Origin of the sequence: Stutzerimonas stutzeri, assembly GCF_019090095.1 — a bacterium.
GTDB lineage: Bacteria > Pseudomonadota > Gammaproteobacteria > Pseudomonadales > Pseudomonadaceae > Stutzerimonas > Stutzerimonas stutzeri_AN.
The window spans coordinates 306,391-329,185 of sequence record NZ_JAGQFP010000003.1; the positions used below are offsets into that span (position 1 = coordinate 306,391).

30 protein-coding genes are annotated in these 22,795 nt (G+C 64.2%); 21 read left to right on the forward strand and 9 right to left on the reverse strand.

What is annotated here, in order from left to right:
• Positions 1-43: 43 nt before the first annotated feature.
• The 4 genes from KVO92_RS21260 to ntrC all read left to right on the forward strand — a co-directional run bounded on the left by KVO92_RS21260 (position 44) and on the right by ntrC (position 3,961).
• Entirely contained in the window at positions 44-640 is a 597-nt protein-coding gene (locus KVO92_RS21260; protein WP_217477566.1) for a DUF4124 domain-containing protein, read from the forward strand.
• On the forward strand, positions 637-1,278 hold the full coding sequence (locus KVO92_RS21265; protein WP_217477567.1) for a DUF4124 domain-containing protein: 642 nt from the start codon (positions 637-639) through the stop codon (positions 1,276-1,278). The genes KVO92_RS21260 and KVO92_RS21265 overlap by 4 nt, the downstream gene beginning before the upstream one ends.
• A gap of 167 nt (positions 1,279-1,445) precedes the next feature.
• Positions 1,446-2,528, forward strand: a complete 1,083-nt coding sequence (gene glnL, locus KVO92_RS21270) for a nitrogen regulation protein NR(II) (protein ID WP_217477568.1) — start codon at positions 1,446-1,448, stop codon at positions 2,526-2,528.
• Positions 2,525-3,961: a nitrogen regulation protein NR(I) gene (gene ntrC, locus KVO92_RS21275; RefSeq protein ID WP_217477569.1), complete on the forward strand. Its 1,437-nt coding sequence runs from the start codon at positions 2,525-2,527 to the stop codon at positions 3,959-3,961. The genes glnL and ntrC overlap by 4 nt, the downstream gene beginning before the upstream one ends.
• Positions 3,962-3,991: 30 nt before the next feature.
• Here ntrC and KVO92_RS21280 read toward each other — a convergent pair whose 3' ends face one another.
• A complete protein-coding gene (locus tag KVO92_RS21280; RefSeq protein WP_336512661.1) occupies positions 3,992-4,393 on the reverse strand; it encodes a hypothetical protein in 402 nt (133 codons plus the stop codon).
• 49 nt (positions 4,394-4,442) lie between these two features.
• On the opposite strand from KVO92_RS21280, the gene trmL reads away from it, so the two are divergent.
• From trmL to KVO92_RS21300, 4 genes are all read left to right on the forward strand, one after another.
• Positions 4,443-4,904: a tRNA (uridine(34)/cytosine(34)/5-carboxymethylaminomethyluridine(34)-2'-O)-methyltransferase TrmL gene (gene trmL, locus KVO92_RS21285; RefSeq protein ID WP_021207297.1), complete on the forward strand. Its 462-nt coding sequence runs from the start codon at positions 4,443-4,445 to the stop codon at positions 4,902-4,904.
• Positions 4,905-5,084: 180 nt separating this feature from the next.
• Positions 5,085-5,621 carry an ATP-dependent protease subunit HslV gene (hslV, locus tag KVO92_RS21290; RefSeq protein WP_021207298.1) on the forward strand — a complete coding sequence of 179 codons (537 nt, stop codon included), beginning with the start codon at positions 5,085-5,087 and terminating at the stop codon, positions 5,619-5,621.
• Between the two features lie 28 nt (positions 5,622-5,649).
• Entirely contained in the window at positions 5,650-6,993 is a 1,344-nt protein-coding gene (gene hslU, locus KVO92_RS21295) for an ATP-dependent protease ATPase subunit HslU (protein WP_217477571.1), read from the forward strand.
• Between the two features lie 75 nt (positions 6,994-7,068).
• Entirely contained in the window at positions 7,069-7,443 is a 375-nt protein-coding gene (locus KVO92_RS21300) for a gamma-butyrobetaine hydroxylase-like domain-containing protein (protein WP_217477572.1), read from the forward strand.
• 21 nt (positions 7,444-7,464) lie between these two features.
• On the opposite strand, the gene KVO92_RS21305 is transcribed toward KVO92_RS21300, so the two are convergent.
• Positions 7,465-7,743, reverse strand: coding sequence for a polyhydroxyalkanoic acid system family protein (locus KVO92_RS21305; RefSeq protein WP_217477573.1), 279 nt, complete (start codon positions 7,741-7,743; stop codon positions 7,465-7,467).
• Between the two features lie 181 nt (positions 7,744-7,924).
• Between KVO92_RS21305 and ubiE the strand changes: the two genes are divergently transcribed.
• From ubiE to KVO92_RS21355, 10 genes are all read left to right on the forward strand, one after another.
• The gene (gene ubiE, locus KVO92_RS21310) at positions 7,925-8,695 is read left to right on the forward strand and encodes a bifunctional demethylmenaquinone methyltransferase/2-methoxy-6-polyprenyl-1,4-benzoquinol methylase UbiE (RefSeq protein ID WP_217477574.1); all 771 of its coding nucleotides are present in this window, start codon (positions 7,925-7,927) and stop codon (positions 8,693-8,695) included.
• Entirely contained in the window at positions 8,695-9,318 is a 624-nt protein-coding gene (locus KVO92_RS21315; protein WP_217477575.1) for a ubiquinone biosynthesis accessory factor UbiJ, read from the forward strand. Before ubiE ends, KVO92_RS21315 begins: the two co-directional genes overlap by 1 nt.
• Entirely contained in the window at positions 9,315-10,925 is a 1,611-nt protein-coding gene (ubiB, locus tag KVO92_RS21320; RefSeq protein ID WP_217477576.1) for a ubiquinone biosynthesis regulatory protein kinase UbiB, read from the forward strand. The genes KVO92_RS21315 and ubiB overlap by 4 nt, the downstream gene beginning before the upstream one ends.
• A 49-nt stretch (positions 10,926-10,974) precedes the next feature.
• Positions 10,975-11,370 carry a phosphoribosyl-AMP cyclohydrolase gene (gene hisI, locus KVO92_RS21325; RefSeq protein ID WP_217477577.1) on the forward strand — a complete coding sequence of 132 codons (396 nt, stop codon included), beginning with the start codon at positions 10,975-10,977 and terminating at the stop codon, positions 11,368-11,370.
• A complete protein-coding gene (locus KVO92_RS21330; protein WP_217477578.1) occupies positions 11,363-11,695 on the forward strand; it encodes a phosphoribosyl-ATP diphosphatase in 333 nt (110 codons plus the stop codon). Before hisI ends, KVO92_RS21330 begins: the two co-directional genes overlap by 8 nt.
• Before the next feature lie 22 nt (positions 11,696-11,717).
• Positions 11,718-11,948 carry a twin-arginine translocase TatA/TatE family subunit gene (tatA, locus tag KVO92_RS21335; RefSeq protein WP_217477579.1) on the forward strand — a complete coding sequence of 77 codons (231 nt, stop codon included), beginning with the start codon at positions 11,718-11,720 and terminating at the stop codon, positions 11,946-11,948.
• Positions 11,949-11,954: 6 nt separating this feature from the next.
• Complete coding sequence (gene tatB, locus KVO92_RS21340) at positions 11,955-12,344, forward strand: Sec-independent protein translocase protein TatB (RefSeq protein WP_217477580.1); 390 nt, start codon at positions 11,955-11,957, stop codon at positions 12,342-12,344.
• A complete protein-coding gene (gene tatC / locus KVO92_RS21345; protein WP_217477581.1) occupies positions 12,341-13,141 on the forward strand; it encodes a twin-arginine translocase subunit TatC in 801 nt (266 codons plus the stop codon). The genes tatB and tatC overlap by 4 nt, the downstream gene beginning before the upstream one ends.
• Positions 13,138-13,845: a 16S rRNA (uracil(1498)-N(3))-methyltransferase gene (locus KVO92_RS21350; RefSeq protein ID WP_217477582.1), complete on the forward strand. Its 708-nt coding sequence runs from the start codon at positions 13,138-13,140 to the stop codon at positions 13,843-13,845. The genes tatC and KVO92_RS21350 overlap by 4 nt, the downstream gene beginning before the upstream one ends.
• 105 nt (positions 13,846-13,950) lie before the next feature.
• On the forward strand, positions 13,951-14,370 hold the full coding sequence (locus KVO92_RS21355) for a UPF0158 family protein (RefSeq protein WP_217477583.1): 420 nt from the start codon (positions 13,951-13,953) through the stop codon (positions 14,368-14,370).
• Positions 14,371-14,389: 19 nt separating this feature from the next.
• Here KVO92_RS21355 and dtd read toward each other — a convergent pair whose 3' ends face one another.
• Both dtd and pip read right to left on the reverse strand, forming a co-directional pair.
• Positions 14,390-14,827 (reverse strand): D-aminoacyl-tRNA deacylase, encoded by a 438-nt coding sequence (gene dtd / locus KVO92_RS21360; RefSeq protein WP_217477584.1) that lies wholly within the window; start codon positions 14,825-14,827, stop codon positions 14,390-14,392.
• Positions 14,827-15,798 carry a prolyl aminopeptidase gene (gene pip, locus KVO92_RS21365; protein WP_217477585.1) on the reverse strand — a complete coding sequence of 324 codons (972 nt, stop codon included), beginning with the start codon at positions 15,796-15,798 and terminating at the stop codon, positions 14,827-14,829. Before pip ends, dtd begins: the two co-directional genes overlap by 1 nt.
• A gap of 78 nt (positions 15,799-15,876) precedes the next feature.
• Between pip and KVO92_RS21370 the strand changes: the two genes are divergently transcribed.
• On the forward strand, positions 15,877-16,308 hold the full coding sequence (locus tag KVO92_RS21370) for a hypothetical protein (RefSeq protein ID WP_217477586.1): 432 nt from the start codon (positions 15,877-15,879) through the stop codon (positions 16,306-16,308).
• Positions 16,309-16,349: 41 nt separating this feature from the next.
• On the opposite strand, the gene KVO92_RS21375 is transcribed toward KVO92_RS21370, so the two are convergent.
• From KVO92_RS21375 to KVO92_RS21395, 5 genes are all read right to left on the reverse strand, one after another.
• Positions 16,350-16,892, reverse strand: a complete 543-nt coding sequence (locus KVO92_RS21375; protein ID WP_217477587.1) for a lipocalin family protein — start codon at positions 16,890-16,892, stop codon at positions 16,350-16,352.
• Between the two features lie 10 nt (positions 16,893-16,902).
• Complete coding sequence (gene bamE / locus KVO92_RS21380) at positions 16,903-17,157, reverse strand: outer membrane protein assembly factor BamE domain-containing protein (protein WP_217477588.1); 255 nt, start codon at positions 17,155-17,157, stop codon at positions 16,903-16,905.
• 99 nt (positions 17,158-17,256) lie between these two features.
• Positions 17,257-17,859, reverse strand: coding sequence for a DUF924 family protein (locus KVO92_RS21385; protein ID WP_217477589.1), 603 nt, complete (start codon positions 17,857-17,859; stop codon positions 17,257-17,259).
• A gap of 3 nt (positions 17,860-17,862) precedes the next feature.
• The gene (locus KVO92_RS21390; RefSeq protein WP_217477590.1) at positions 17,863-18,873 is read right to left on the reverse strand and encodes a class 1 fructose-bisphosphatase; all 1,011 of its coding nucleotides are present in this window, start codon (positions 18,871-18,873) and stop codon (positions 17,863-17,865) included.
• Between the two features lie 156 nt (positions 18,874-19,029).
• Positions 19,030-21,489, reverse strand: a complete 2,460-nt coding sequence (locus tag KVO92_RS21395; protein ID WP_217477591.1) for a glycogen/starch/alpha-glucan phosphorylase — start codon at positions 21,487-21,489, stop codon at positions 19,030-19,032.
• Positions 21,490-21,692: 203 nt separating this feature from the next.
• Between KVO92_RS21395 and KVO92_RS21400 the strand changes: the two genes are divergently transcribed.
• On the forward strand, positions 21,693-22,097 hold the full coding sequence (locus tag KVO92_RS21400; RefSeq protein WP_217477592.1) for a YkgJ family cysteine cluster protein: 405 nt from the start codon (positions 21,693-21,695) through the stop codon (positions 22,095-22,097).
• Between the two features lie 131 nt (positions 22,098-22,228).
• Positions 22,229-22,681 (forward strand): thioesterase domain-containing protein, encoded by a 453-nt coding sequence (locus KVO92_RS21405; RefSeq protein WP_217477593.1) that lies wholly within the window; start codon positions 22,229-22,231, stop codon positions 22,679-22,681.
• Positions 22,682-22,795 lie beyond the last annotated feature (114 nt).

A 22,795-nucleotide genomic window follows, 5' to 3' on the forward strand; every position in this document is an offset into this window, starting at 1 on the left:
GTCACAGTGCAAGGCTGCCGCTACCCACTTCGCGGAGCTTCCCATGCGCATCGCATTGTTCGGCCTGCTGCTCGCACTCACGATCCCCGCCCAGGCGCAGATCTACAAATACACCGACGACAAGGGCAACACCGTCTTCACCAACCAGCCCCCGGAAGGGGTTACGGCAGAGGCCGTCGATCTACCGCCGGCCAATACCGTGGACATCAAGGTCCCGGATGCGCCCCCTCCCCTGACGGAAGAACAGACCGGCGCAGGCCGACAGCAGGCTTACCGCAGCCTGTCCATTGGCGGCATTCCCGATGAGCAGGCGCTGCGCGCAAACAACGGTACCTTCGTGGTCAACGCGCAGCTCGATCCGCCGCTGCGCCAGAATCATCGCATCCGCTTTTTGCTCGACGGCGAACCCCAGGGCGAGCCCAGCAGCTCGACGTCACTGCAGCTGATCCATGTCGACCGCGGAACGCATGTAATCGAAGTCGAATTGCTGCGCGGCGGCCAGGTCATTCAGCGCGCAAGCGAGCAGTTCACGGTGCAGCGGGTCAACACCTCGAGCCCTGCGCTGCGTCCCAAGCCGGCCGTACCCCCCAAACCAACGCCGAAACCGACCCCCACGCCCAAGCCGAAGCCCGCCTCTTGAGAACCGCTTACCGAACGCTCGCGGCCGCGCTGCTGGCGTGCGCCCTTCCGGCGGCCGCCGAGATCTACAGCTACACCGACGAGCAGGGCAACCGTGTCTTCACCGATCGCCCCGGCGGGCGGGCGGTCGAGCAGGTGAAGCCGAAGCCAACCAACAGCATGCCCGCAGCCGAACCACGCGACATGCCGGCACCAGCACCGACGGCAGCTCCCGCGACCGAGAGCGCGACGAACCGCTACACCCAGCTCGACATCCTGACGCCCCTGCCGGACGCCACCATTCGCGACAATGCCGGCGGCTTGCTGGTGTCGGTCGGCAGCACGCCGCCGCTGTTGCCCGGCCACGCCTATCGCCTGCTGATGGACGGCAGCGACACCGGACTGTCCGGCAGCAATCCGCAGTTCGCCTTGGAGAATGTCGATCGCGGCACGCACCAGCTCAGCGTGCAAGTGGTCGACCAGAGCGGAGCCCTGGTGCAAAGCAGCCCTCCCAGCACCTTCCACATGATGCGCACCTCGCTGGCTCAGCGCCGCATGGTCAGGCCCTGCAAGAAGGACGACTATGGCGTCCGCCCCGAATGTCCCCTCAAAGACAAGCCGAAGGAAAAGAGGGATATTCCCTTCGTGCCCTTTCTGTGACCATGCTATGCACCTGAATGGTGCATTAGCACGACCCGCCTGATCGCCGTGGTCCGTTTTCGGCCATGCCCCGCGCTGGAGCGCTAGTACCCGCGGCGTTGCGCCGAAACTACGCACCTTGGTTTGCTTCTTGCATTTCCCGCCTTACCCATCGGATGCAGACAGCCATGATCAACGAAGCCCTACAGCGCCTGCTGATCGAGAACCTGACCACCGCGACGCTCTTGCTCGATTCGCGGCTGCGCCTGGAGTACATGAATCCGGCTGCCGAGATGCTGCTGGCGGTCAGCGGTCAACGCAGCCACGGCCAGTTCATCAGCGAACTGTTCACCGAGTCGTCCGAAGCACTGGCCGCGCTGCGCCAAGCCGTGGAGCAGGCGCATCCCTTCACCAAGCGTGAGGCGACCCTGACCTCCACCAACGGACAGGCGCTGACCGTCGACTATGCGGTTACACCAATCCTGACTCGGCAGGAAACCAAGCTGCTGCTCGAGGTGCTGCCGCGTGATCGCTTGCTGCGCATCACCAAGGAAGAGGCGCAACTGTCTGCGCACGAAACCACCAAGCTACTGGTGCGCGGCCTCGCCCATGAGATCAAGAACCCGCTGGGCGGTATCCGCGGTGCGGCGCAACTGCTCTCGCGCGAGCTGCCGGAGGAGCACCTCAAGGACTACACTGAGGTGATCATCGAGGAAGCCGACCGCCTGCGAAACCTGGTCGATCGGATGCTCGGCTCGAACAAGCTGCCGTCCCTGTCGATGACCAACATTCACGAAGTGCTCGAACACGTGGCCAGCCTGATCGAGGCCGAGAGCCAAGGCAGCCTCATTTTGGTGCGCGACTATGACCCGAGCATTCCGGAAGTGCTGCTCGACCGCGAACAGATGATTCAGGCGGTGCTCAACATCATGCGCAACGCCATGCAGGCACTGGCCGGGCAATGCGAGCTGGGGCTGGGCCGCCTGACGCTGCGCACCCGCACGCTGCGCCAGTTCACCATCGGCCATGTGCGCCATCGCCTGGTGGCGCGAATCGAGATCATCGACAACGGGCCCGGCATTCCGGCCGAGCTGCAGAACACCCTCTTCTACCCGATGGTCAGTGGTCGCCCGGACGGAACCGGGCTCGGCCTGGCCATCACCCAGAACATCATCAGCCAGCACCAAGGCCTGATCGAGTGCGAAAGCCATCCCGGCCATACCGCCTTCTCAATCTTCCTGCCCCTGGAACAAGGAGCCCTTTCCGTATGAGCCAAAGCGAAAACGTCTGGATCGTCGACGACGACCGCTCCATCCGCTGGGTACTGGAAAAGGCGCTGCAGCAGGACGGAATGGCCACACAAAGTTTCGACAGCGCCGACGGCGTGCTTGCCCGCCTGTCGCGCCAGCAGCCGGACGTGATCATCTCCGACATCCGCATGCCGGGCACCAGCGGCCTGGACCTGCTCAAGCAGATCCGCGAGCTGTACCCGCGCCTGCCGGTGATCATCATGACCGCGCATTCCGACCTGGACAGCGCCGTGGCGTCATACCAGGGCGGCGCCTTCGAATACCTGCCCAAGCCGTTCGACGTCGACGACGCCGTGGCGCTGGTCAAGCGTGCCAACCAGCACGCCCAGGAACAGCAGAACCTGCAGGAGCCGGCCCGTCAGCATCACACGCCCGAAATCATCGGCGAAGCGCCGGCGATGCAGGAAGTCTTCCGCGCCATCGGACGGCTCTCGCACTCCAACATCACCGTGCTGATCAACGGCGAATCCGGTACCGGCAAGGAGCTGGTGGCCCATGCCCTGCACCGCCACAGCCCGCGCGCGGCCTCGCCGTTCATCGCACTGAACATGGCGGCCATTCCGAAGGACCTGATGGAATCGGAATTGTTCGGCCACGAGAAAGGCGCGTTTACCGGCGCGGCCAACCAGCGTCGCGGGCGCTTCGAGCAGGCCGACGGCGGCACCTTGTTCCTCGACGAAATCGGTGACATGCCGGCCGACACCCAGACGCGCCTGTTGCGCGTGCTGGCCGACGGGGAGTTCTACCGGGTCGGCGGTCACACGCCGGTCAAGGTCGACGTGCGCATCATCGCCGCCACCCACCAGGACCTGGAAACCCTGGTGCAGGCCGGCAAGTTTCGCGAGGACCTGTTTCATCGGCTGAACGTCATCCGCATTCATATTCCGCGCCTGTCCGACCGGCGCGAGGACATCCCCGCCCTGGCCAAGCATTTCCTTGCCAGCGCCGCCCAGGAGCTGGCGGTCGAGACCAAGCTGCTCAAGGCCGAAACCGAGGAATACCTGCGCAACCTCCCCTGGCCGGGCAACGTCCGCCAGTTGGAAAACACCTGCCGCTGGATCACCGTGATGGCTTCCGGCCGTGAAGTCCATGTCAGTGACCTGCCACCGGAACTGCTCAGCCAGCCGACCGACACCCTGCCGGCGAAGAACTGGGAACAGGCCCTGCATCAGTGGGCGGACCTGGCGTTGTCTCGCGGTCAGTCCAACCTGCTCGACGAGGCCGTGCCGGCCTTCGAGCGGATCATGATCGAGACCGCGCTCAAGCACACCGCCGGTCGCCGTCGCGATGCCGCGCTGCTGCTCGGTTGGGGCCGCAACACCCTGACACGCAAGATCAAGGAGCTGGGCATGGGCGGTGACGCCGCCGACGATGACGAGGGCGACGACAGCTGAAGGCGAAGCGGGCCATCCGCAGGCTGCGCCCTAACGCGGCATGATCTGCAGCTGTAGCCGCCACTCGCCGTCGACCTTCTCACCGGACCAGCGGGCCTGCAGCGGGCGCGTCGCAACGACGTGCAGCAGCAGGCCCCTCTCCGTGCCCTGCACGCGCCAGCGCGCATCGTTTTCATTGATTTTCAAGCGCCCGGCTGCGGCCTGGCCCTTGGCCTGAAACAGCATTCCCACCGCCCCGTCGACGTTCTCGCTATAGAGCTCCGGCTCGCGGCTGAACCACAGTTGCAAGCCACTGGCCACGGGCTCGACCCGCAGCAGCTCCACCGGCCCGGGACGGAACAGATTGCCCAGCAACGAGCCGAACAGCAGCCCGAGCAGCACCAGCGCACCGAAAAAGCGTCGGCGCAGGCGAGGTAGCGGATCATCAGCCACAGGGCCGCCTGCAGTAGAATGCCGGTCGTTATCAGTGTCGGTGCCGCGCATGTTCCACGTGATCCTTTTTCAACCGGAAATTCCGCCGAATACCGGCAACATTATCAGGCTCTGCGCCAACGCCGGCTGCAGTCTGCATCTGATCGAACCCCTGGGCTTCGAGCTGGATGACAAGCGGCTGCGCCGCGCCGGCCTGGATTATCACGAGTACGCGCCGCTCAAGCGACACGCCGACCTCGACAGTTGCCTGGCAAGCCTCGGCCAGCCGCGCCTGTTCGCCTTTACCACCAAGGGATCGCAGCCCTTCCATCAGGTCCGGTTCGAGCGCGGCGACGCCTTCCTGTTCGGTCCGGAAAGCCGCGGCCTGCCGCCAGAGATTCGCGATGCACTGCCCAACGAGCAGCGCCTGCGTCTGCCGATGCGGCCCGACAGCCGTAGCCTGAACCTCTCCAACACCGTTGCCGTCGCGGTCTACGAGGCCTGGCGGCAGCTGGACTTCGCCTTGCAGTGATCCATCGAGGCGCCCGCCGGCGTGATCGGCGCCGCGCCGACGATCCCCAAAAGGCGCAATCAGGCAGGGTGCCGTGTCCAGCTCCGACCTTTCACCCGCACTTGGTTGAAATGCGCAAAAGAGTCCCCCATATCAAGCGCATTCGGGCATTCATCGCCCCGCTGCGTGGAGAGTTCTCTTTTGACCACCATCGTTTCAGTCCGCCGCAACGGCAAAGTCGTCATGGGCGGCGACGGCCAGGTTTCCCTCGGCAATACCGTCATGAAAGGCAATGCCAAGAAGGTGCGGCGTCTCTATCACGGCCAGGTACTGGCCGGTTTCGCGGGCGCCACCGCCGATGCCTTTACCCTGTTCGAGCGCTTCGAAGGCCAATTGGAGAAGCACCAGGGCCATCTGGTCCGTGCCGCCGTCGAGCTGGCCAAGGACTGGCGTACCGACCGCTCGCTGAGCCGTCTGGAAGCCATGCTCGCCGTCGCCAACAAGGACGCCTCGCTGATCATCACCGGCAACGGTGACGTGGTGCAGCCGGAGGACGACCTGATCGCCATGGGCTCCGGCGGTGGTTTCGCCCAGGCCGCGGCGATGGCGTTGATGCGCAAAGGCGGCGACGACATGAGCGCGCAGGAAATCGCCGAGACCGCGCTGAACATTGCCGGCAGCATTTGTGTCTTCACCAACCAGAATCTCACCATCGAGGAGCTCGACAGCGCGAACTGATCGCCCTCGAGCCCCGGAGTACCGCACCATGTCCATGACGCCCCGCGAGATCGTCCACGAACTCAACCGCCATATCATCGGCCAGGACGACGCCAAGCGTGCCGTTGCCATTGCCCTGCGCAACCGCTGGCGGCGCATGCAGCTCTCCGCCGAGCTGCGCCCGGAAGTCACCCCGAAGAACATCCTGATGATCGGCCCCACCGGCGTCGGCAAGACCGAGATCGCCCGTCGCCTGGCCAAGCTGGCGAACGCCCCCTTTATCAAGGTGGAAGCGACGAAATTTACTGAAGTCGGTTATGTGGGTCGCGATGTCGAATCGATCATCCGCGACCTCGCTGACGCGGCCCTGAAAATGCTGCGTGAGCAGGAAGTGGTGAAGATGCGCCATCGCGCCGAGGACGCCGCCGAAGAGCGCATCCTCGACGCCTTGTTGCCCCAGGCACGCCCAGCGGGATTCGGCGACGAGCCGGTGCAGAGCAATGATTCCAACACCCGCCAGCTGTTCCGCAAGCGTCTGCGCGAAGGTCAGCTCGACGACAAGGAAATCGAGATCGAAGTAGCCGAGAACCCGGGCGGCGTGGAAATCATGGCCCCGCCGGGCATGGAAGAGATGACCAACCAGCTGCAAAGCCTGTTCTCCAACATGGGCAAGGGCAAGAAGAAGAGCCGCAAGCTGAAGATCAAGGACGCGCTCAAGCTGGTCCGCGACGAAGAGGCCGCGCGCCTGGTCAATGAGGAAGAGCTCAAGGCCCGTGCGCTCGAAGCGGTGGAGCAGAACGGAATCGTCTTCATCGACGAGATCGACAAGGTCGCCAAGCGCGGCAACACCGGCGGTGCCGACGTCTCCCGCGAAGGCGTGCAGCGCGACCTGCTGCCGTTGATCGAGGGCAGCACCGTCAACACCAAGCTGGGCATGGTCAAGACCGACCACATCCTGTTCATCGCCTCGGGGGCGTTCCACCTCTCCAAGCCCAGCGACCTGGTCCCCGAGCTGCAGGGTCGCCTGCCGATCCGGGTCGAGCTCAAGGCGCTGTCGCCCGAGGACTTCGAGCGCATTCTCACCGAACCGCATGCCTCGCTCACCGAGCAGTATCGCGAGTTGCTGAAGACCGAGGGGCTGGGCATCGAATTTACCGATGACGGCATCAAGCGTCTGGCGCAGATCGCCTGGCAGGTCAACGAGAAGACCGAGAATATCGGCGCCCGCCGCCTGCATACCTTGCTGGAACGGCTGCTCGAAGAGGTTTCGTTCAGCGCTGGCGACCTGGCCGGACAGCAGAACGGCGAACCGATCCGCATCGACACGGACTACGTCAACAGCCACCTCGGCGAGCTGGCCGAAGACGAAGACCTGTCGCGGTACATTCTTTAACGGCAGCGGGTCGCTTGAAGCCGGAGCGGGCGGCGCTCGCTTGCGGCTTCTGGCGTCCCCCTACGGAGCAGGCGCATGCACATCCCCACCGCCATCAAGCTGCACAAGCTGTCCCGGACACTGGAGCTCGAGTACGGCCCCGGCCAACGCTATGTGCTGCCGGCCGAATTTTTGCGGGTGCACTCGCCATCGGCGGAAGTGCAGGGTCACGGCAACCCGATTCTGCAGACCGGCAAGATCAACGTCGCCCTGGAAGGGATCGAGCCAGCCGGCCAATACGCCTTGAAGCTCACCTTCAGTGATGGCCACGACAGTGGCCTGTATAGCTGGGACTATCTCCACCGGCTGGCGACCCACCACGAACAGATGTGGGCCGATTACCTCGACGCGCTCGCCGCCGCCGGCAAGTCCCGTGACCCGGACATCTCTCCAGTCAAGCTGATGCTCTGACCGCGTCGCTCGGGCTGGCGCTCAAGCCTGCAGCGCCTTGTCCAGTGTGCGTTCGATCTGCGCCTGCACGCTGCTGCCCATCGCCGACAGCAACACGCCGAGATCGAGCAGCACGCGCACCCGATCGTCACCCACCTCGATGCGGCCATCGGCGCCGCTACGACGGACCGCCAACACATCGCCCTGCCATTCGCAGCGTACGCCGTAGTCGCTCGCCAGTTTCGCCGCCAACTGCTCGGCCTTTTCACGGGCGGCCTGCCGACCAAGGGTGTGGGTACGCTCAACAACGATGCGGGCCATGGCAACTCCTGGCTGCTGGGTTAAAAAAGGCGCGCACTATAGCAGTTGCCGCCGCGCCGAGCCGGCTGTCGGGCGACGCTACCGCGCCTCTCTGCGCTGCGCTGACTTGCCGCTCGCCGCTTCGCGCTCGACGTCGCATTTAGGTTTAGAATGCCGGGCACATTCTTCCGGTGACAGTGACATGACCGATCCCCGCAAAGAGCATGACGCAGAGCCCACCACGCACTTCGGCTACAAGAACGTGCGCGAGAGCGAGAAAGCGCAGAAGGTTGCCGAGGTATTCCACTCCGTGGCGGCCAAATACGACCTGATGAACGACCTGATGTCCGGCGGCGTTCATCGCCTCTGGAAACGCTTCACCATCGAGCTGTCCGGGGCACGCCACGGCAACCGCATCCTGGACATCGCCGGCGGCACCGGCGACCTGACACGCCAATTCTCGCGCATCGTCGGCCCGACCGGCGAAGTGGTACTGGCCGACATCAACGCCTCCATGCTCAAGGTCGGGCGTGACCGTCTGCTGGACAAGGGCGTGGCCGGCAACGTCAAGTTCGTCCAGGCCGACGCCGAGAAGCTGCCCTTCCCGGACAACTATTTCGACGTGGTCACCATCGCCTTCGGCCTGCGCAACGTGACGCACAAGGAAGACGCCATCGCCTCCATGTTGCGGGTGCTCAAGCCCGGCGGCCGGCTGCTGGTGCTGGAATTCTCCAAGCCGACCAACCCACTGTTCTCCAAGGCCTACGACGCCTACTCGTTCAGTCTGTTGCCGATGATGGGCAAGCTGATCACCAACGACTCGGAAAGCTACCGCTACCTGGCCGAATCGATCCGCATGCACCCCGATCAGGAAACACTCAAGGGCATGATGGCCGATGCCGGATTCGAGCGCGTGACCTACCACAACATGACCGGCGGCATCGTCGCTCTGCACCGCGGCATCAAGCCCTGATGCTGCGCACTGCTCTGCTGGCCGGTGCCGAGCGCGGCATCAACCGCGCGCTGCGCCTGGACCCGACCGCGCTGCCACGCCTGGCTCGTCTCAGCGGCCGGATCATCGAGATCGACTGCAGCGCACCGGCGTGGCGCGTCTTCGTGCTCGCCGATGGCGAGGGACTGCGCCTGGCTGCCGACTGGGGCAGCGAGGCCGACTGCCGCCTGCGTGCCTCCGCCAGCAGTCTGATTCGCCTGGCCACCAGCCGGAACAAGACCGCCATCCTGCACGGCCCGGACGTCGAGATCGACGGCGACAGCGGCGCCTTGATGAGCCTGGCCGAGGTACTGCAGGACCTGGAGCTGGACTGGGAATACGAACTGTCCCGCCTGCTCGGCCCGGTCGCCACGCACGTGCTCGGTTCCGGCTTGCGTGGTCAGGCCGAATGGATGCGCCAAAGCGCCGACAGCCTGCGCCAGGACCTGGCCGACTACCTCAACGAAGAATCGCGAACCCTGGTGGGCAGCGCCGAAGCCGAAACCCGCTTCGCCGAACTGGACCGCCTCAAGCTCGACCTCGACCGACTCGAAGCCCGAGTCGAGCGGCTCGCCCATTCCCTGAAACCAGACCGAACCGAATGAAGCTGTTCGCCGCGGCCCGCCGCCTGTTTCGCATCCTGCTGGTGGTGATCCGCTACCGCCTGGATGACATCATCCTCGACCTGCCGATGCCCTGGTGGCTGCGCGCGACCAGTTACCTGCTGCCCTGGCGCTGGCTGCCGCGGCGCCACACCGAGCTGTCTCGCGGCGCGCGGCTGCGGCTGGCGCTGGAAGGGCTGGGGCCGATCTTCATCAAGTTCGGGCAGATCCTTTCGACCCGCCGCGACCTGCTGCCGCCGGACATCGCCGAAGAGCTGGCCATGCTGCAGGACCGCGTGCCACCGTTCGACTCGGCCGTCGCCACCGCGCTGATCGAGCGCCAGCTGGGCGCACCGGTCGCGCAGATCTTCGCGCGCTTCGACAGCAAGCCACTGGCTTCCGCCTCGGTCGCCCAGGTGCATGCAGCGAAGCTGCGCAGCGGCGAAGAGGTGGTGGTCAAAGTGGTCCGCCCGAACCTGCGCCCGGTGATCAGCCAGGACCTCGCCTGGCTGTTCCTGCTGGCCAAAACCGCCGAGCGCGCCTCGACCGAAGCCCGTCGCCTGCACCTGGTCGAGGTCGTCGATGACTATGCCAAGACCATCTACGACGAGCTCGACCTGCTGCGTGAGGCTGCCAACGCCAGCCAGCTGAGGCGTAATTTCCAGGGCTCGCCGCTGCTCTACATTCCCCAGGTCTACTGGGACCTGTGCCGTCCGCAGGTGCTGGTCATGGAGCGCATCTACGGTGTACCGGTCACCGACATGAAGCGCCTGGCCGAGCAGCGCACCGACATGAAGCAGCTGGCCGAGCGCGGCGTGGAGATCTTCTTCACCCAGGTCTTCCGCGACAGCTTCTTCCATGCCGACATGCATCCCGGCAACATCTTCGTCAGCACCCACCAGCCGTGGAATCCGCAGTACATCGCCGTCGACTTCGGTATCGTCGGCAGCCTGACACCGGAAGACCAGGATTACCTGGCACGCAACCTGATGGCGTTCTTCCGGCGTGACTACCGCAAGGTCGCCCAGCTGCACATCGATTCCGGCTGGGTGCCGGCCGAAACCAAGGTCAACGAATTCGAGGCAGCGATCCGCACCGTCTGCGAGCCGATCTTCGAAAAGCCGCTGAAGGACATCTCCTTCGGCCAGCTGCTGGTACGGCTGTTCCAGGTGGCTCGCCGCTTCAATATGGAAGTCCAGCCCCAGTTGGTGCTGCTGCAGAAGACGCTGCTCAACATCGAGGGGCTGGGCCGCGAGCTCTATCCGGAGCTGGACCTCTGGGCAACCGGCCAACCCTACCTCGAGCGCTGGATGCGCGAGCGCATGAGCCCGAAACAGTTGCTGAAGAACGCCCAGGCGCAGATCGAACAGCTGCCGCATCTGGCGGGCATGACGCGCGAGCTGCTCGAGCGCATGTCCAACCCCCATGCCAACAACCCGCCGCCACCTTGGCACGAACATCATCGGCACTGGCCGCTGCGGCTGGTCGGCGCCGTTCTGCTCGGTGGCGGCGCCACCGTCGCCGCGGCGGCCGACAGCTTCACCGCGGTAACCACCTGGCCGGCCTGGCTGATGCTGAGCGCCGGGATTTACCTCGTGGTACGCCGATAGCCAGCCGTCCGAGAGGCTGGCACACTGCGCGCATTGACCGGAGAATTCGATGAACTGGCTGGACGAGATAAACTGGAACGAGGACGGCCTGGTGCCGGCCATCGCCCAGGATCATCAGACCGGGCGCATCCTGATGATGGCCTGGATGAACCGCGAGGCGCTGGCATTGACCGCAGCGGAAAACCGCGCCATCTACTGGTCACGTTCACGTGGCAAGCTGTGGCGCAAGGGGGAAGAATCCGGACACGTGCAGAAGCTGCACGAACTGCGCCTGGACTGCGACGCCGACGTCATCGTGCTGAGCGTCGAACAGATCGGCGGCATCGCTTGCCACACCGGACGCGAGAGTTGCTTCTACCGGGTGTTCGAGAACGGTGAGTGGAAAACCGTCGAACCGGTGCTCAAGGACCCGCAGGCGATTTACCGGGAGCATAGCCATGAGTGACACCTTCGCCCGTCTGGCCGAGGTGCTGGAAGCCCGCAAGGGCGCCGCGGCCGACAGCTCGTACGTCGCCAGCCTCTACCACAAGGGGCTGAACAAGATCCTCGAGAAAGTCGGCGAGGAATCAGTGGAAACCATCCTGGCCGCCAAGGACGCTGCCGCCAGTGGCGATGCGAGCGATCTGATCTACGAAACCGCCGATCTGTGGTTTCACAGCCTGGTCATGCTGGCCGCGCTGGACCAGCACCCGCAGGCGGTGCTGGACGAACTGGACCGGCGTTTCGGTCTCTCCGGGCACGCGGAAAAAGCCGCACGCCCACAATCCTGACATTCAACTGGAGTAACACAGCATGGGTTTTGGTGGAATCAGCGTCTGGCAGCTCCTGATCATTCTGCTCATCGTGGTCATGCTCTTTGGCACCAAGCGCCTCAAGGGCCTGGGCTCGGACTTGGGCGATGCGATCAAGGGCTTCCGCAAGTCAATGGGCACCGATGAGGACAAGCCCAGTGTCGAAGAGAAGCAGAACCACACCATCGATGCCGAGGCCCGCAAGGTCGAAGATCCCACGAAGAAGCAGTGAGGCGCCATGTTCGATATCGGCTTCACCGAACTGCTGCTGATCGGCCTGGTGGCGTTGTTCGTCCTCGGCCCGGAGCGGTTGCCGGGCGCGGTACGCACGGCCGGGCTGTGGATAGGTCGCGCCAAACGCAGCTTTGCCAACATCAAGGCCGAGGTCGAACGCGAGATCGGCGCCGACGAGATCCGTCGGCAGCTGCATAACGAGCGAATCCTCGACCTCGAGCGGGAAATGAAGCAGAGCATCATGCCCGATTCACCCGGCACCGGCAGCAGCTCTCCCCAATCGGCCACGCCGCCCCCCGACGCCAGCACGCTTGAAGCGCAGGCCGCGGCGGACGCCGCCAAAACCACCGAAACGCCTCCCGTACCACGCCCGGACAGACCTGCTGAGCCATGAGCAATACTTCCATCGATGATCAGGAAATGCCGCTGGTCGCCCATCTGACGGAGCTGCGCAAGCGGCTGTTGCGTTGCGTGGTCGCCATTCTTCTGCTGTTCGGCGGGCTGTTCTACTTCTCCCAGCAGATCTACGCCCTGGTGGCCGCGCCGCTGCGCGCCTATCTGCCGGAGGGCGCGACGATGATCGCCACGGGCGTGGCCTCGCCGTTCCTGACGCCGTTCAAGCTGACCATGATGGTGGCGCTGTTCCTGTCGATGCCGGTGATCCTGCACCAGATCTGGAGCTTCATCGCCCCCGGGCTGTACAAGCACGAAAAGCGCGTCGCGGTACCGCTGCTGATCTCCAGCATTTTCCTGTTCTACGGCGGCATGGCCTTCGCCTACTTCGTCGTGTTCCCGATCATGTTCGGCTTCTTCGCCAGCGTGACGCCGGAAGGCGTGGCGATGATGACGGACATCGGCCAGTACCTGGATTTCGTGCTCACCCTGTTCTTCGCGTTCGGCGTGGCATTCGAAATACCGGTGGCGACCTTCCTGCTGATCTGGGTCGGCATCGTCGACGTCGCCGCGCTGCGCAAGAGCCGCCCGTACGTGATCGTGGGCTGCTTCGTGGTCGGCATGGTGCTGACACCACCGGACGTGTTCTCCCAAGCGCTGCTGGCCGTGCCGATGTGGCTGCTGTTCGAGGCCGGGCTGATCTGCGGCAGCATGGTTCAGAAGCGCGAGCAAGCGTTCCGCAGCGACGCTGACGACGAGACGCACCGCGGCGACCAGCCGCCCGCTTCCCGCCCGTGAACCTGTTGCTGCTGGAGGCGGCCGATTTCGTGGCCGCCGATCGGGTGGTCCTGCGCGACCGCCGGCTCACGCACATCCAAGAGGTGCACCGCGCCGAACCAGGCGAAAGCCTGCGCGTCGGCTTGCTGGGCGGTCAGATGGGGCAGGGTCGCCTGCTGCGCCTGGATACCAACGAAGCCGAGCTGGAGGTGCGGTTGACCCAACCGCCACCGGCCAAGCTGCCGATCACCCTGCTGCTGGCCTTGCCGCGACCCAAGATGCTCCGTCGCGTGCTGCAGACGGTCGCCTGCATGGGTGTGCCGCGACTGGTACTGCTCAACAGCTACCGGGTAGAAAAGAGCTTCTGGCAGACCCCCTTCCTGGAACCGGCTGCTATTCGCGAGCAGTTGCTGCTCGGTCTGGAGCAGGCACGCGACACAGTGCTCCCCCAGGTCAGTATCGAAAAGCGCTTCAAACCCTTCGTCGAGGACCGTCTGCCGCAACTGGCCGCAGGCACTCGTGGGCTGGTGGGTCATCCGGGCGACTACCCGAGCTGCCCGCGCGCAGTCACCGACCCGGTGACGCTGGCGATAGGACCGGAAGGCGGCTGGATTCCTTACGAAGTCGACAAGCTCACCGAGGCGGGCCTGCAGCCCGTGCAGCTGGGCGAGCGCATCTTGCGTGTGGAAACAGCCGTCAGCGCCCTGCTGGCGCGCCTGTTCTGACCTTCCGGTACGTACGTCGGGCGGCCAGCCAGTACCGATGAACGTCATGCACGCATCCGGTGCATACGGGTCAGAGCTACTGAACCCCAAACAGCAGCATCTGCCATGCGACCTTTGACCATCGATCTACACCGCCTGGAGTACGCGCTGGACAACCGCGACGCCAGTGAGCATTACCTCGACCTGGAATCGGGTGAGATCCGTGCGGTTTTCCCGGGCGAAACCACGCCGGGCATCGACGAAAAATACGACGTGCAAGAAGACCGCTTCCTGCATATCGAACCGCTCGGGCTTGCACAATCGATCGCCATGCGCGAGGCGTTCCTCTTCACCCAGCACGACCCCAACGCCCATGCAGTGCTGAGCAATGCCCTGCAAGGACGCAAGCCGCTGCGCACCTTCGATTTCAAGCTGGAGGATTTTCCAGAGGTTCGTCAGGCCTGGCTCGACTACCAGACCGTGCAACTGCGCGAATACGCCATCACCTGGCTGCACGAGAACGGCCTGGAGCCCTCGAAGCGCTAGTCGAACCGCAGCGGGCGTCTCAACTTTCCAGCAGGAAGGTCACCGGGCCGTCGTTTTGCAGATGCACCTGCATGTCGGCGCCGAAACGGCCGTAGGCGACCAACGGGTGCTGCTGGCGCGCCTGGGCGAGCAGGTACTCGTAGAGCTGTTCACCAAGCGCGGGTGGCGCCGCGCTGGAAAAGCTCGGGCGCAATCCGCTGCCGGTATCGGCGGCCAGGGTGAACTGGGAGACCAGCAGGAGCCCACCGCCGACGTCGGCCAGAGACCGATTCATCTTGCCCTGCTCGTCGCTGAATACGCGATAGCGCAGCAGCTTGTGCAGCAGCTTGTCGGCACGCGCCTTATCATCCTCGCGCTTGACGCCCACCAGCACCAACAACCCCTGGTCAATGGAGCCGACCACCTCGTTCGCGACCTCGACGCGTGCATGCCGCACGCGCTGGATCAGCGCCTTCATCAGGCTTCCTCGGGTGGCAGGTCGAGCAAGCGCTGGGCGATGTCGGCAGCAGCGCGCACCAGGGCGTCGCAGATGCCCGGTTCGGCGGCCGAATGGCCGGCTTCACGGATGATCTGCAGTTCGCTGTTGGGCCAGGCTTCGTGCAGTTCCCAGGCGTTTTCCAGCGGGCAGATCACGTCGTAACGGCCGTGCACGATGATGCACGGCAGGTGCGCCACCTTGTGTACGTCACGCAGCAACTGGTTCGGCTCGAGGAAGGCGTTGTTGACGAAGTAGTGGCACTCGATGCGTGCCATGGCCAGGGCGCGGTGGGTATCGGAGAAGCGGTCGACCACCTGAGTGTTCGGGCGCAGGGTGGCGGTACGGCCCTCCCAGCAGGACCAGGCCTTGGCGGCATGCATCTGGGCAATCTGGTCGGTGCCGGTGAGCCGCTTGTAGTAGGCCCGCATCAGGTCGCCACGCTCCTCGACCGGAATCGGCGCGAGGTAGTCCTGCCAATAGTCGGGGAAGATCCGGTTGGCGCCCTCCTGGTAGAACCAGCGTAGCTCCTGCGGCCGGCAGAGGAACACGCCACGCAGGATCAACGCATGGACGCGCTCGGGATAGGCCTGGGCGTAGGCCAGCGACAGCGTCGAGCCCCAGGATCCGCCGAACAGCACCCATTTTTCGATACCCAGGTGCTCGCGGATGCGCTCCATGTCGGCAATCAAGTGAGCGGTGGTGTTATTTTCCAGGCTGGCGTGGGGCGTGGAACGGCCGCAGCCGCGTTGGTCGAAGGTGACGATGCGGTACAGCGTCGGATCGAAAAAACGCCGGCTCAGCGCATCGCAACCGCCACCCGGCCCGCCGTGTACGAAGACCACAGGCAGGCCTTCCGGTGATCCACTCTCGTCGACGTAGAGCACATGCGGCGCTTCGACCGCCAGCTCGTGCCGGGCGTAGGGTTTGATCTCCGGGTACAAGGTCTGCATGGCACACTCCATGGTCGGTGCGGGCTCGATGACCCGCCTGGCATTTCCGGCATCATAACGAGGTTCGAGAGGTTCGGCATGCCCGTATGGAAAATAGCAGTATGGGGCGTCTTCGCCGCGCTGGCGTTGGCCGGATGCAATGCTGACGACCCGCAGGCCGCGCTGGATGCCGCGGCCGAATCACTCCAGCAGAGCATCGAAAAACGCGATACCGGCGCACTGATGGATAGCCTTCATACGGACTTCACGGCCAACGGCCAATACGGTCGTGACTGGGCGCAGCGAACCGCAACGCTGATGTTCCTGCGCCACCGCAACGTCAATGTCATCCGCCTGAGCAGCCGCAGCTGGATCAACCCGACCTACCCGGACCGCGGCCACAGCCAAGCCCAGGTCGCGCTGACCGGTGCAGAACACCTGCTACCGCAGCGCGCCCGTCACTACGAAGTGAGGCTCGAATGGTGGAAAGAACACGGCCAGTGGAAGCTGGCCCGTCTGGATTGGCAATAAGGACCGCCGCTGCCACCGGCGCGTACAGGAATCGCTTGGCGTCAGGACGACTCGCCGCGCCAGATCAGCTCACCGGTGTCGTAGCCGCGCTGCCGGGCCACCTCGAGCAGCCGGTCGCGCGTACCCTGGTCGATCTCCTGTTCGCGCGACAGCAGCCAGAGGTAGTCGCGGTCAGGACTGCCCACCAGCGCCACGCTGTAAGCCTCGTCGAGATACAGGATCCAGTAGTGGCCCTTGGTCAGGCCCGGAAAGAGGTTGCTGAACCAGTTGTCGAAACGCACCCAGAGCCGGTCCGTGCGGCCAGGCTCCTGCGGCACCGCTTCGCCAGTCGCCTGCTCCCACTCGCCGTCTTTGGTTTCGCAGCGATTGGTGACCGCTACGCTATTGTCCGGCTGCAACCTGTAGTGCGCCTCGGAGCGCACGCAGTTGCGCTGGAAAAACATCGGTAGTCGCGCCTGTTCGTACCAGGTGCCTTGATAGCGCTGCAGATCGACCTGTCCGACGGTCTGGGGCGCGTCCTCAGGTTTTGAGCCGGCGCAACCGGCCAGCAGTGCGGCTGCGAACAGCGCGATCAGCGTACGCATCGGGAACTCCTCATTTCAGGCCTTGGCCGGAGAACATCATCACCTTGTCGCCGGCAAATTGAATGCTGATGAAGCGGTTCTTTTGCCCCCAGGTGCAGCTGGACATCCCCAGGGCGCCAGCGCACTCGCCGGGTTTGCCGAGCAGCTTCTCGACTTCAGCGCGAGACATGCCAGCTTCCAGCTTGGCGAAATTCTCTTGAGTGACCGGGCTGCAGGCGGCTAGCAGCGCCACTGCAACGATCAACGAAAAGGGACGCAGCGACATGATGAATTCCTTGAGTCGGCGGTGGCTGGCCCACACGGACGGGGCCGCCTGGGTAAAGTTTAGGAAACGAACGAGGCGGGAGGTTCCGTATTCGATAGGCTAGAAGCGTGAGCCGGGTTCGGCCAGGAAAGCCCGCTCGGCCTCGGTAGAATCCCGCCCGAGCAGCTCGTTGCGATGAGGGAAGCGGCCGAAGCGCGCGATGACATCGCGATGACGCTCGGCGAAGCTCAGGAAATTGGCGAACAACGCCTGCTCTTCGCTCCCGACGAGCCCGTACAGCATCTGGAACTGCGCCACCGACTGCTCCTGCACCTGCAGGTTCTCGGCGTGCTCAAGCACCAGGTAGATGAACACCCGCTGGATCGGCGACAACAGGACGTCGCCGCCATGGGCCATGCCCTCGCGCACCAGCTGCAATGCGCGCTCATCGCCGGCGAACGCCTGCGCTGTGCCACGGTGGATCATGCGCGGTAGCTGATCGAGCAGCAGCACCAGCGCCAGCCAGCCCTGCGGCGATTCAGTCCACTCGCCCAAACCGCCAGCCAGTGCCTGGTCGACCAGGCCACCAAAGCGACGACGTGCCTCGGCATCCTGTTCGGCCTTGTAGCCGAACCACAGGGTTTGCTTGTCGCTGGCGATTTCGCGGGCCGTGGCGCCCTCACCGAACCACCAGTTCAACAGGTCCAGCCAGGGCGCCGACATCGATCAGCCCTGGTGATAGCCAGTGACGCGCTCGACCTCTTCCTTGGAACCGAGGAAGACCGGCACACGCTGATGCAGGGAGTCGGGCTGGATGTCGAGGATCCGCTGAGTACCGTTGGTGGCGGCACCACCGGCCTGCTCGATGATGAAGGACATCGGGTTGGCTTCGTACATCAGCCGCAGCTTGCCCGCCTTGCCTGGCTCGCGGGAATCGCGGGGGTACATGAAGATGCCGCCCCGGGTCAGGATGCGATGGACGTCGGCCACCATCGAGGCGATCCAGCGCATGTTGTAGTTCTTGGTCAGCGGACCTTCGGTACCCGCCAGCAGCTCGCCGACGTAGCGCTGCACAGGCGCTTCCCAATGACGCTGGTTGGACATGTTGATGGCGAATTCGGCGGTCGATTCGGGCACACGCAGGTTTTCATGCGTCAACACGAAGCTGCCCAGCTCGCGGTCCAGCGTGAAGCCCATGACGCCATTGCCCAGGGTCAGGATCAGCATGGTCTGCGGACCGTAGATTGCGTAGCCGGCAGCGACCTGCTTGGTGCCCGGCTGCAGGAAGGCTTCTTCTCCCAATGCATCGTTCTGAGTGAAGCATTCGCCCGGGCAGCGTAGCACCGAGAAAATGGTCCCGACGGAGACGTTCACATCGATGTTGCTGGAGCCATCCAGCGGATCGAAGACCAGCAGATAGGCGCCCTTCGGGTACTTGCCGGGAATCTGGTAGGCGTTGTCCATTTCTTCCGACGCCATGCCCGCCAGGTGGCCGCCCCACTCGTTGGCTTCGAGGAGGATTTCGTTGGACAGCACGTCGAGCTTCTTCTGGACTTCGCCCTGGATGTTCTCGGTTTCGGTTGCGCCGAGCACGCCACCCAGTGCGCCCTTGGATACGGCGTGGCTGATCTCCTTGCACGCTCGGGCCACTACCTCGATAAGGAAGCGCAGATCAGCAGGGGTGTTGTTACTGCGGGTCTGCTCGATCAGGTAGCGACTCAGGGTTACGCGTGACATGGAATGGCTCCGGAGAATGAAGAAACCCGCGCAGTTTAGCAGGCCGAGGGAAAACTAACCCTCCCTCAGACCGACCGATATCCGCGGAGTTCAGCGAAGCGGCCGCCCCAGTCAGGCGACCGCTCTACCCTGCCCCATCGCGACGCTCACGAGCGCTCACAGCACCTTCCAGATCTCCTCGGCGTACTCACGGATGGTCCGGTCCGAGGAGAACCAGCCCGTGCGCGCGGTATTCAGGACAGCCGAACGCCACCAGCTATCGGCATCGCGCCAACGCGCCTCGACCTCCAGCTGCGCCTGCCAGTACGCCTCGAAATCGGCGCAGACCATGAAGGTGTCGTGCCACTTCAGGCCATCGATCAGCCCCGTGTAGCGCGCCGGATCATCCGCCGAGAAGGCGCCGTTACGAATCGCCATCAGCACCTCGTTGAGCCGCGGCGACTCGATGATGGTGGCCTCGGCGTTGTATTCGTTGGCCTGCTTGCGCGCTTCGACTTCCTGAGCGGTCATGCCGAAGATGAACATGTGCTCCGCACCGATCTGCTCGCACATCTCGACGTTAGCGCCATCCAGGGTGCCGATAGTCAGCGCGCCGTTGAGCGCGAACTTCATGTTGCTGGTTCCGGAGGCCTCGAGCCCGGCCGTGGAGATCTGCTCGGAGAGGTCGGCCGCCGGAATGATGCGCTCGGCCAGGCTGACGTTGTAGTTGGGCAGGAAGACCACCTTGAGCAGCCCGCGGACGGTGGGGTCGTCGTTGATCGTCCGCGCGATATCGTTGGTCAGTTTGATGATCAATTTGGCCGTGTGGTAACTGGCCGCCGCCTTGCCGGCGAAAATCTTCACGCGCGGAACCCAGTGACCGCCGGGATCGGAGCGAATCGCCTGGTACAACGCCACGGTATGCAGCAGGTTGAGCAGCTGGCGCTTGTACTCGTGGATGCGTTTGACGTGGACGTCGAACAGCGCATTCGGATCGACGCTGATCCCCAGCCGCTCCTGAATCATGCGCGCCAGTAGCTGCTTGTTGCCGAGCCGCTGGGCGGCGAAACGTGCACGGAAGTCCGGCTGGTCAGCGAACGGCTCGAGCTGGCGCAGCAGCGTCTCCGGCGAGTCGAGCAGCTCCTCGCCCACATGCTCGACCAACAGGCGGGTCAGCTGCGGGTTGGATTGATACAGCCAGCGGCGGAAGGTGATGCCGTTGGTCTTGTTGCTGATGCGTTTCGGATACAACGAGTGCAGGTCGGTGAAGACCGTCTCGCGCATCAGGCCGGTATGCAGCGCGGACACGCCATTGATGCAATGCGAACCGAGAAAGGCCAGGTTGCCCATGCGCACCCGCCGGCCATGCCCCTCCTCGATCAAGGACACCGAGCGCAGCAGGTCGAGGTCGTGAACGCCGCGCTCGCGCAACGCATCGAGATGCTGCGCGTTGATCAGGTAGATGATCTGCATGTGGCGCGGCAACAAGCGTTCCATCAGCCCCACCGGCCAGGTTTCCAGCGCTTCGGGCAACAAGGTGTGGTTGGTGTAGGACAGGGTGCCGACGGTGAGTTCCCAGGCCTTGCGCCAGGGAATGTCATGAACGTCGACCAGCAACCGCATCAGCTCCGCCACGGCGATCGCCGGATGGGTGTCGTTGAGCTGGATGGCAGCAAATTCCGGCAGGTTCAGCAGCGTGCCACGCTGATCCAGGTGACGGCGCAACAGGTCTTGCAGCGAGGCGGCAACGAAGAAATATTCCTGACGCAGTCGCAGCTCCTGCCCCGCTTCGGTGCTATCGGCGGGATAGAGCACCCGTGAAATGCTCTGGGCGCGGGCTTCCTCGGCGACCGCGCCGATATGGTCACCGGCATTGAAGCGCTCCAGATGGAAATCCGCCTCGGCCCGCGCGCGCCACAGCCGCAGCGTATTGACGCTGGCGCCCCGCCAGCCGACCACGGGCGTGTCGTAGGCGATTGCACGAACCCCTTCGGCCCAGTGCCAGAAATGCTTGCGCTGCTCCTGCCCGGCGGCATCGTGCGGCATGGCGGTGACGCTGCCGCCGAATCCGATCAGGTAGCTCACCTCGGGCCGCTCGAACTCCCACGGGTTGCCGAAGTTCAGCCAGGTCTCTGTCTGCTCGTGCTGCCAGCCATCGACGATCGCCTGGCGGAACAAGCCGTGGTCATATCGAATGCCATAGCCATGCGCCGCAATGCCCAGGGTCGCCATGCTTTCCATGAAGCAGGCTGCCAGCCGGCCGAGACCGCCGTTGCCGAGCGCGGCGTCCGGCTCGAGCACGCGGATGCGCTCGAAATCGACGTCGACTTCCGACAATGCCTCTCGCGCCACCTCCAGCAACCCCAGGTTGCTCAGGCTGTCGACCAGCAATCGACCGATCAGGAACTCGAGCGAGAGGTAGTACACCCGCTTCTTGCCCTCGCGATAGCCCTGCCGCGTGCGATCCATCCACTGGTCGATCATGCGATCGCGAGTTGCCAGCGCAACCGCTTCGAACCAGTCATGGTCGGAGGCGTGCTCCGGATCCTTGCCGATCGAATAGGTCAGCTTGCTGATGATGGCCTGGCGGAAAGCGGTGACTTCATCGGCGTTGGAAGCAATGGATTCTTGCGTCATGGACGGACCTCGAGAAGCGGGGAATGAAAGTGAGGAGTACATGGCAGCCCCAGGCCACCTCGCAAAACAGCTCTGTAGACAGGTTTGCAGGTTTCGGCGGGATCTGCGCGACCGTCTGTCCGTCGTTCGACTCGTCGGATTCGCTGGAAATTCCACACCGGCTCGTTATGATCGCGCGCCTTCATGACCGATTGCCCTGCCCCGTGAAAACTCGACTGATCGCTTCCGCCGACCCCGACCGCCTGGAAACCTGGGCGCGCTACAGCAATGGCCTGTGTGGCGACTGCCGAGCCACCTGCTGCACCTTGCCCGTCGAGGTGCGTCTCGAGGACTTGATCCGCCTGGAGGTGATCGATGCCTTCGAACGCGACGAACCGACCAAGCAGGTCGCCAAGCGCCTGAGCAAGGCCGGCATCATCGAACATTTCAATCAGAAGCATGGCATTTTCACCCTGACTCGCCTGGCCAATGGGGACTGCCTCTACCTCGACCGGCAGACACGTCTGTGCACGGTCTATGCCAAGCGACCGGACACCTGCCGCAACCATCCACGCATCGGCCCACGGCCCGGCTATTGCGCCTACCAGCAGAAAACGGCGGCCCGCTGAGGCTGGCGAGCCAGCCGCCAACGGCGATTCGAACCCGGTAAAAAAGCGCCCGCAGAAACTGGCAATCTCGTGACTCAGCAGTCATGCTTGACGTCTGCCTGTATCTGCAAACGTTTAGGAATCCGCCCGGAATGAGCCGCGATAGCCGCTACCTGGAAGCCATTCTGCACCACGATATCCCTCTGACCCGGGCAATGGGCCTGCGTGTCGAGCAATGGGAAAACCATGAGCTGCGCCTGAGGGTCCCGTTGCAGGCGAACATCAACCACAAGAGCAGCATGTTCGGCGGTAGCCTGTATTGCGCCTCGGTTCTGGCTGGCTGGGGCTGGCTGCATCTACGTCTGCGCGAGGCGGGCATCGAGGATGGCCATATCGTCATTCACGAAGGCCAGATCGACTACCCGCTCCCGGTGGTGGATGACGCCATCGCGATCTGCTCGGCGCCCAGCGAAGAGGCCTGGGATCGCTTCGAGGCCATCTATCGCCGCCGAGGCCGTTCGCGCATCGCCTTGCACAGTCGAATCCTGGCGGCCGACGGACGTGACGCCGTACGCTTCACTGGCCAGTTCGTCCTGCACAAATAATTCGCGCTGCGCCGCGAATCCGCTGGATGCGCCACTGAGTGTGGCGCGCCCTCCGCTCCTAACCAAACAATCTTCCGCAACGCGATCGCGTTCACCCCAACGGCGCCCCGCGCT

Bases quoted from the DNA above. Each gene is read 5' to 3' on its own strand.
- glnL (WP_217477568.1), top strand. From the start codon at position 1,446: ATGATCAACGAAGCCCTACAGCGCCTGCTGATCGAGAACCTGACCACC.
- KVO92_RS21395 (WP_217477591.1), bottom strand. From the start codon at position 21,489: ATGACGCAAGAATCCATTGCTTCCAACGCCGATGAAGTCACCGCTTTC.
- KVO92_RS21300 (WP_217477572.1), top strand. From the start codon at position 7,069: ATGCACATCCCCACCGCCATCAAGCTGCACAAGCTGTCCCGGACACTG.
- bamE (WP_217477588.1), bottom strand. From the start codon at position 17,157: ATGTCGCTGCGTCCCTTTTCGTTGATCGTTGCAGTGGCGCTGCTAGCC.
- KVO92_RS21375 (WP_217477587.1), bottom strand. From the start codon at position 16,892: ATGCGTACGCTGATCGCGCTGTTCGCAGCCGCACTGCTGGCCGGTTGC.
- KVO92_RS21385 (WP_217477589.1), bottom strand. From the start codon at position 17,859: ATGTCGGCGCCCTGGCTGGACCTGTTGAACTGGTGGTTCGGTGAGGGC.
- tatB (WP_217477580.1), top strand. From the start codon at position 11,955: ATGTTCGATATCGGCTTCACCGAACTGCTGCTGATCGGCCTGGTGGCG.
- KVO92_RS21305 (WP_217477573.1), bottom strand. From the start codon at position 7,743: ATGGCCCGCATCGTTGTTGAGCGTACCCACACCCTTGGTCGGCAGGCC.
- KVO92_RS21370 (WP_217477586.1), top strand. From the start codon at position 15,877: ATGCCCGTATGGAAAATAGCAGTATGGGGCGTCTTCGCCGCGCTGGCG.
- tatC (WP_217477581.1), top strand. From the start codon at position 12,341: ATGAGCAATACTTCCATCGATGATCAGGAAATGCCGCTGGTCGCCCAT.
- KVO92_RS21330 (WP_217477578.1), top strand. From the start codon at position 11,363: ATGAGTGACACCTTCGCCCGTCTGGCCGAGGTGCTGGAAGCCCGCAAG.
- KVO92_RS21315 (WP_217477575.1), top strand. From the start codon at position 8,695: ATGCTGCGCACTGCTCTGCTGGCCGGTGCCGAGCGCGGCATCAACCGC.
- KVO92_RS21260 (WP_217477566.1), top strand. From the start codon at position 44: ATGCGCATCGCATTGTTCGGCCTGCTGCTCGCACTCACGATCCCCGCC.
- dtd (WP_217477584.1), bottom strand. From the start codon at position 14,827: ATGAAGGCGCTGATCCAGCGCGTGCGGCATGCACGCGTCGAGGTCGCG.
- trmL (WP_021207297.1), top strand. From the start codon at position 4,443: ATGTTCCACGTGATCCTTTTTCAACCGGAAATTCCGCCGAATACCGGC.
- tatA (WP_217477579.1), top strand. From the start codon at position 11,718: ATGGGTTTTGGTGGAATCAGCGTCTGGCAGCTCCTGATCATTCTGCTC.
- KVO92_RS21390 (WP_217477590.1), bottom strand. From the start codon at position 18,873: ATGTCACGCGTAACCCTGAGTCGCTACCTGATCGAGCAGACCCGCAGT.
- ntrC (WP_217477569.1), top strand. From the start codon at position 2,525: ATGAGCCAAAGCGAAAACGTCTGGATCGTCGACGACGACCGCTCCATC.
- hisI (WP_217477577.1), top strand. From the start codon at position 10,975: ATGAACTGGCTGGACGAGATAAACTGGAACGAGGACGGCCTGGTGCCG.
- ubiB (WP_217477576.1), top strand. From the start codon at position 9,315: ATGAAGCTGTTCGCCGCGGCCCGCCGCCTGTTTCGCATCCTGCTGGTG.
- hslU (WP_217477571.1), top strand. From the start codon at position 5,650: ATGTCCATGACGCCCCGCGAGATCGTCCACGAACTCAACCGCCATATC.
- KVO92_RS21405 (WP_217477593.1), top strand. From the start codon at position 22,229: ATGAGCCGCGATAGCCGCTACCTGGAAGCCATTCTGCACCACGATATC.
- ubiE (WP_217477574.1), top strand. From the start codon at position 7,925: ATGACCGATCCCCGCAAAGAGCATGACGCAGAGCCCACCACGCACTTC.
- KVO92_RS21355 (WP_217477583.1), top strand. From the start codon at position 13,951: ATGCGACCTTTGACCATCGATCTACACCGCCTGGAGTACGCGCTGGAC.
- pip (WP_217477585.1), bottom strand. From the start codon at position 15,798: ATGCAGACCTTGTACCCGGAGATCAAACCCTACGCCCGGCACGAGCTG.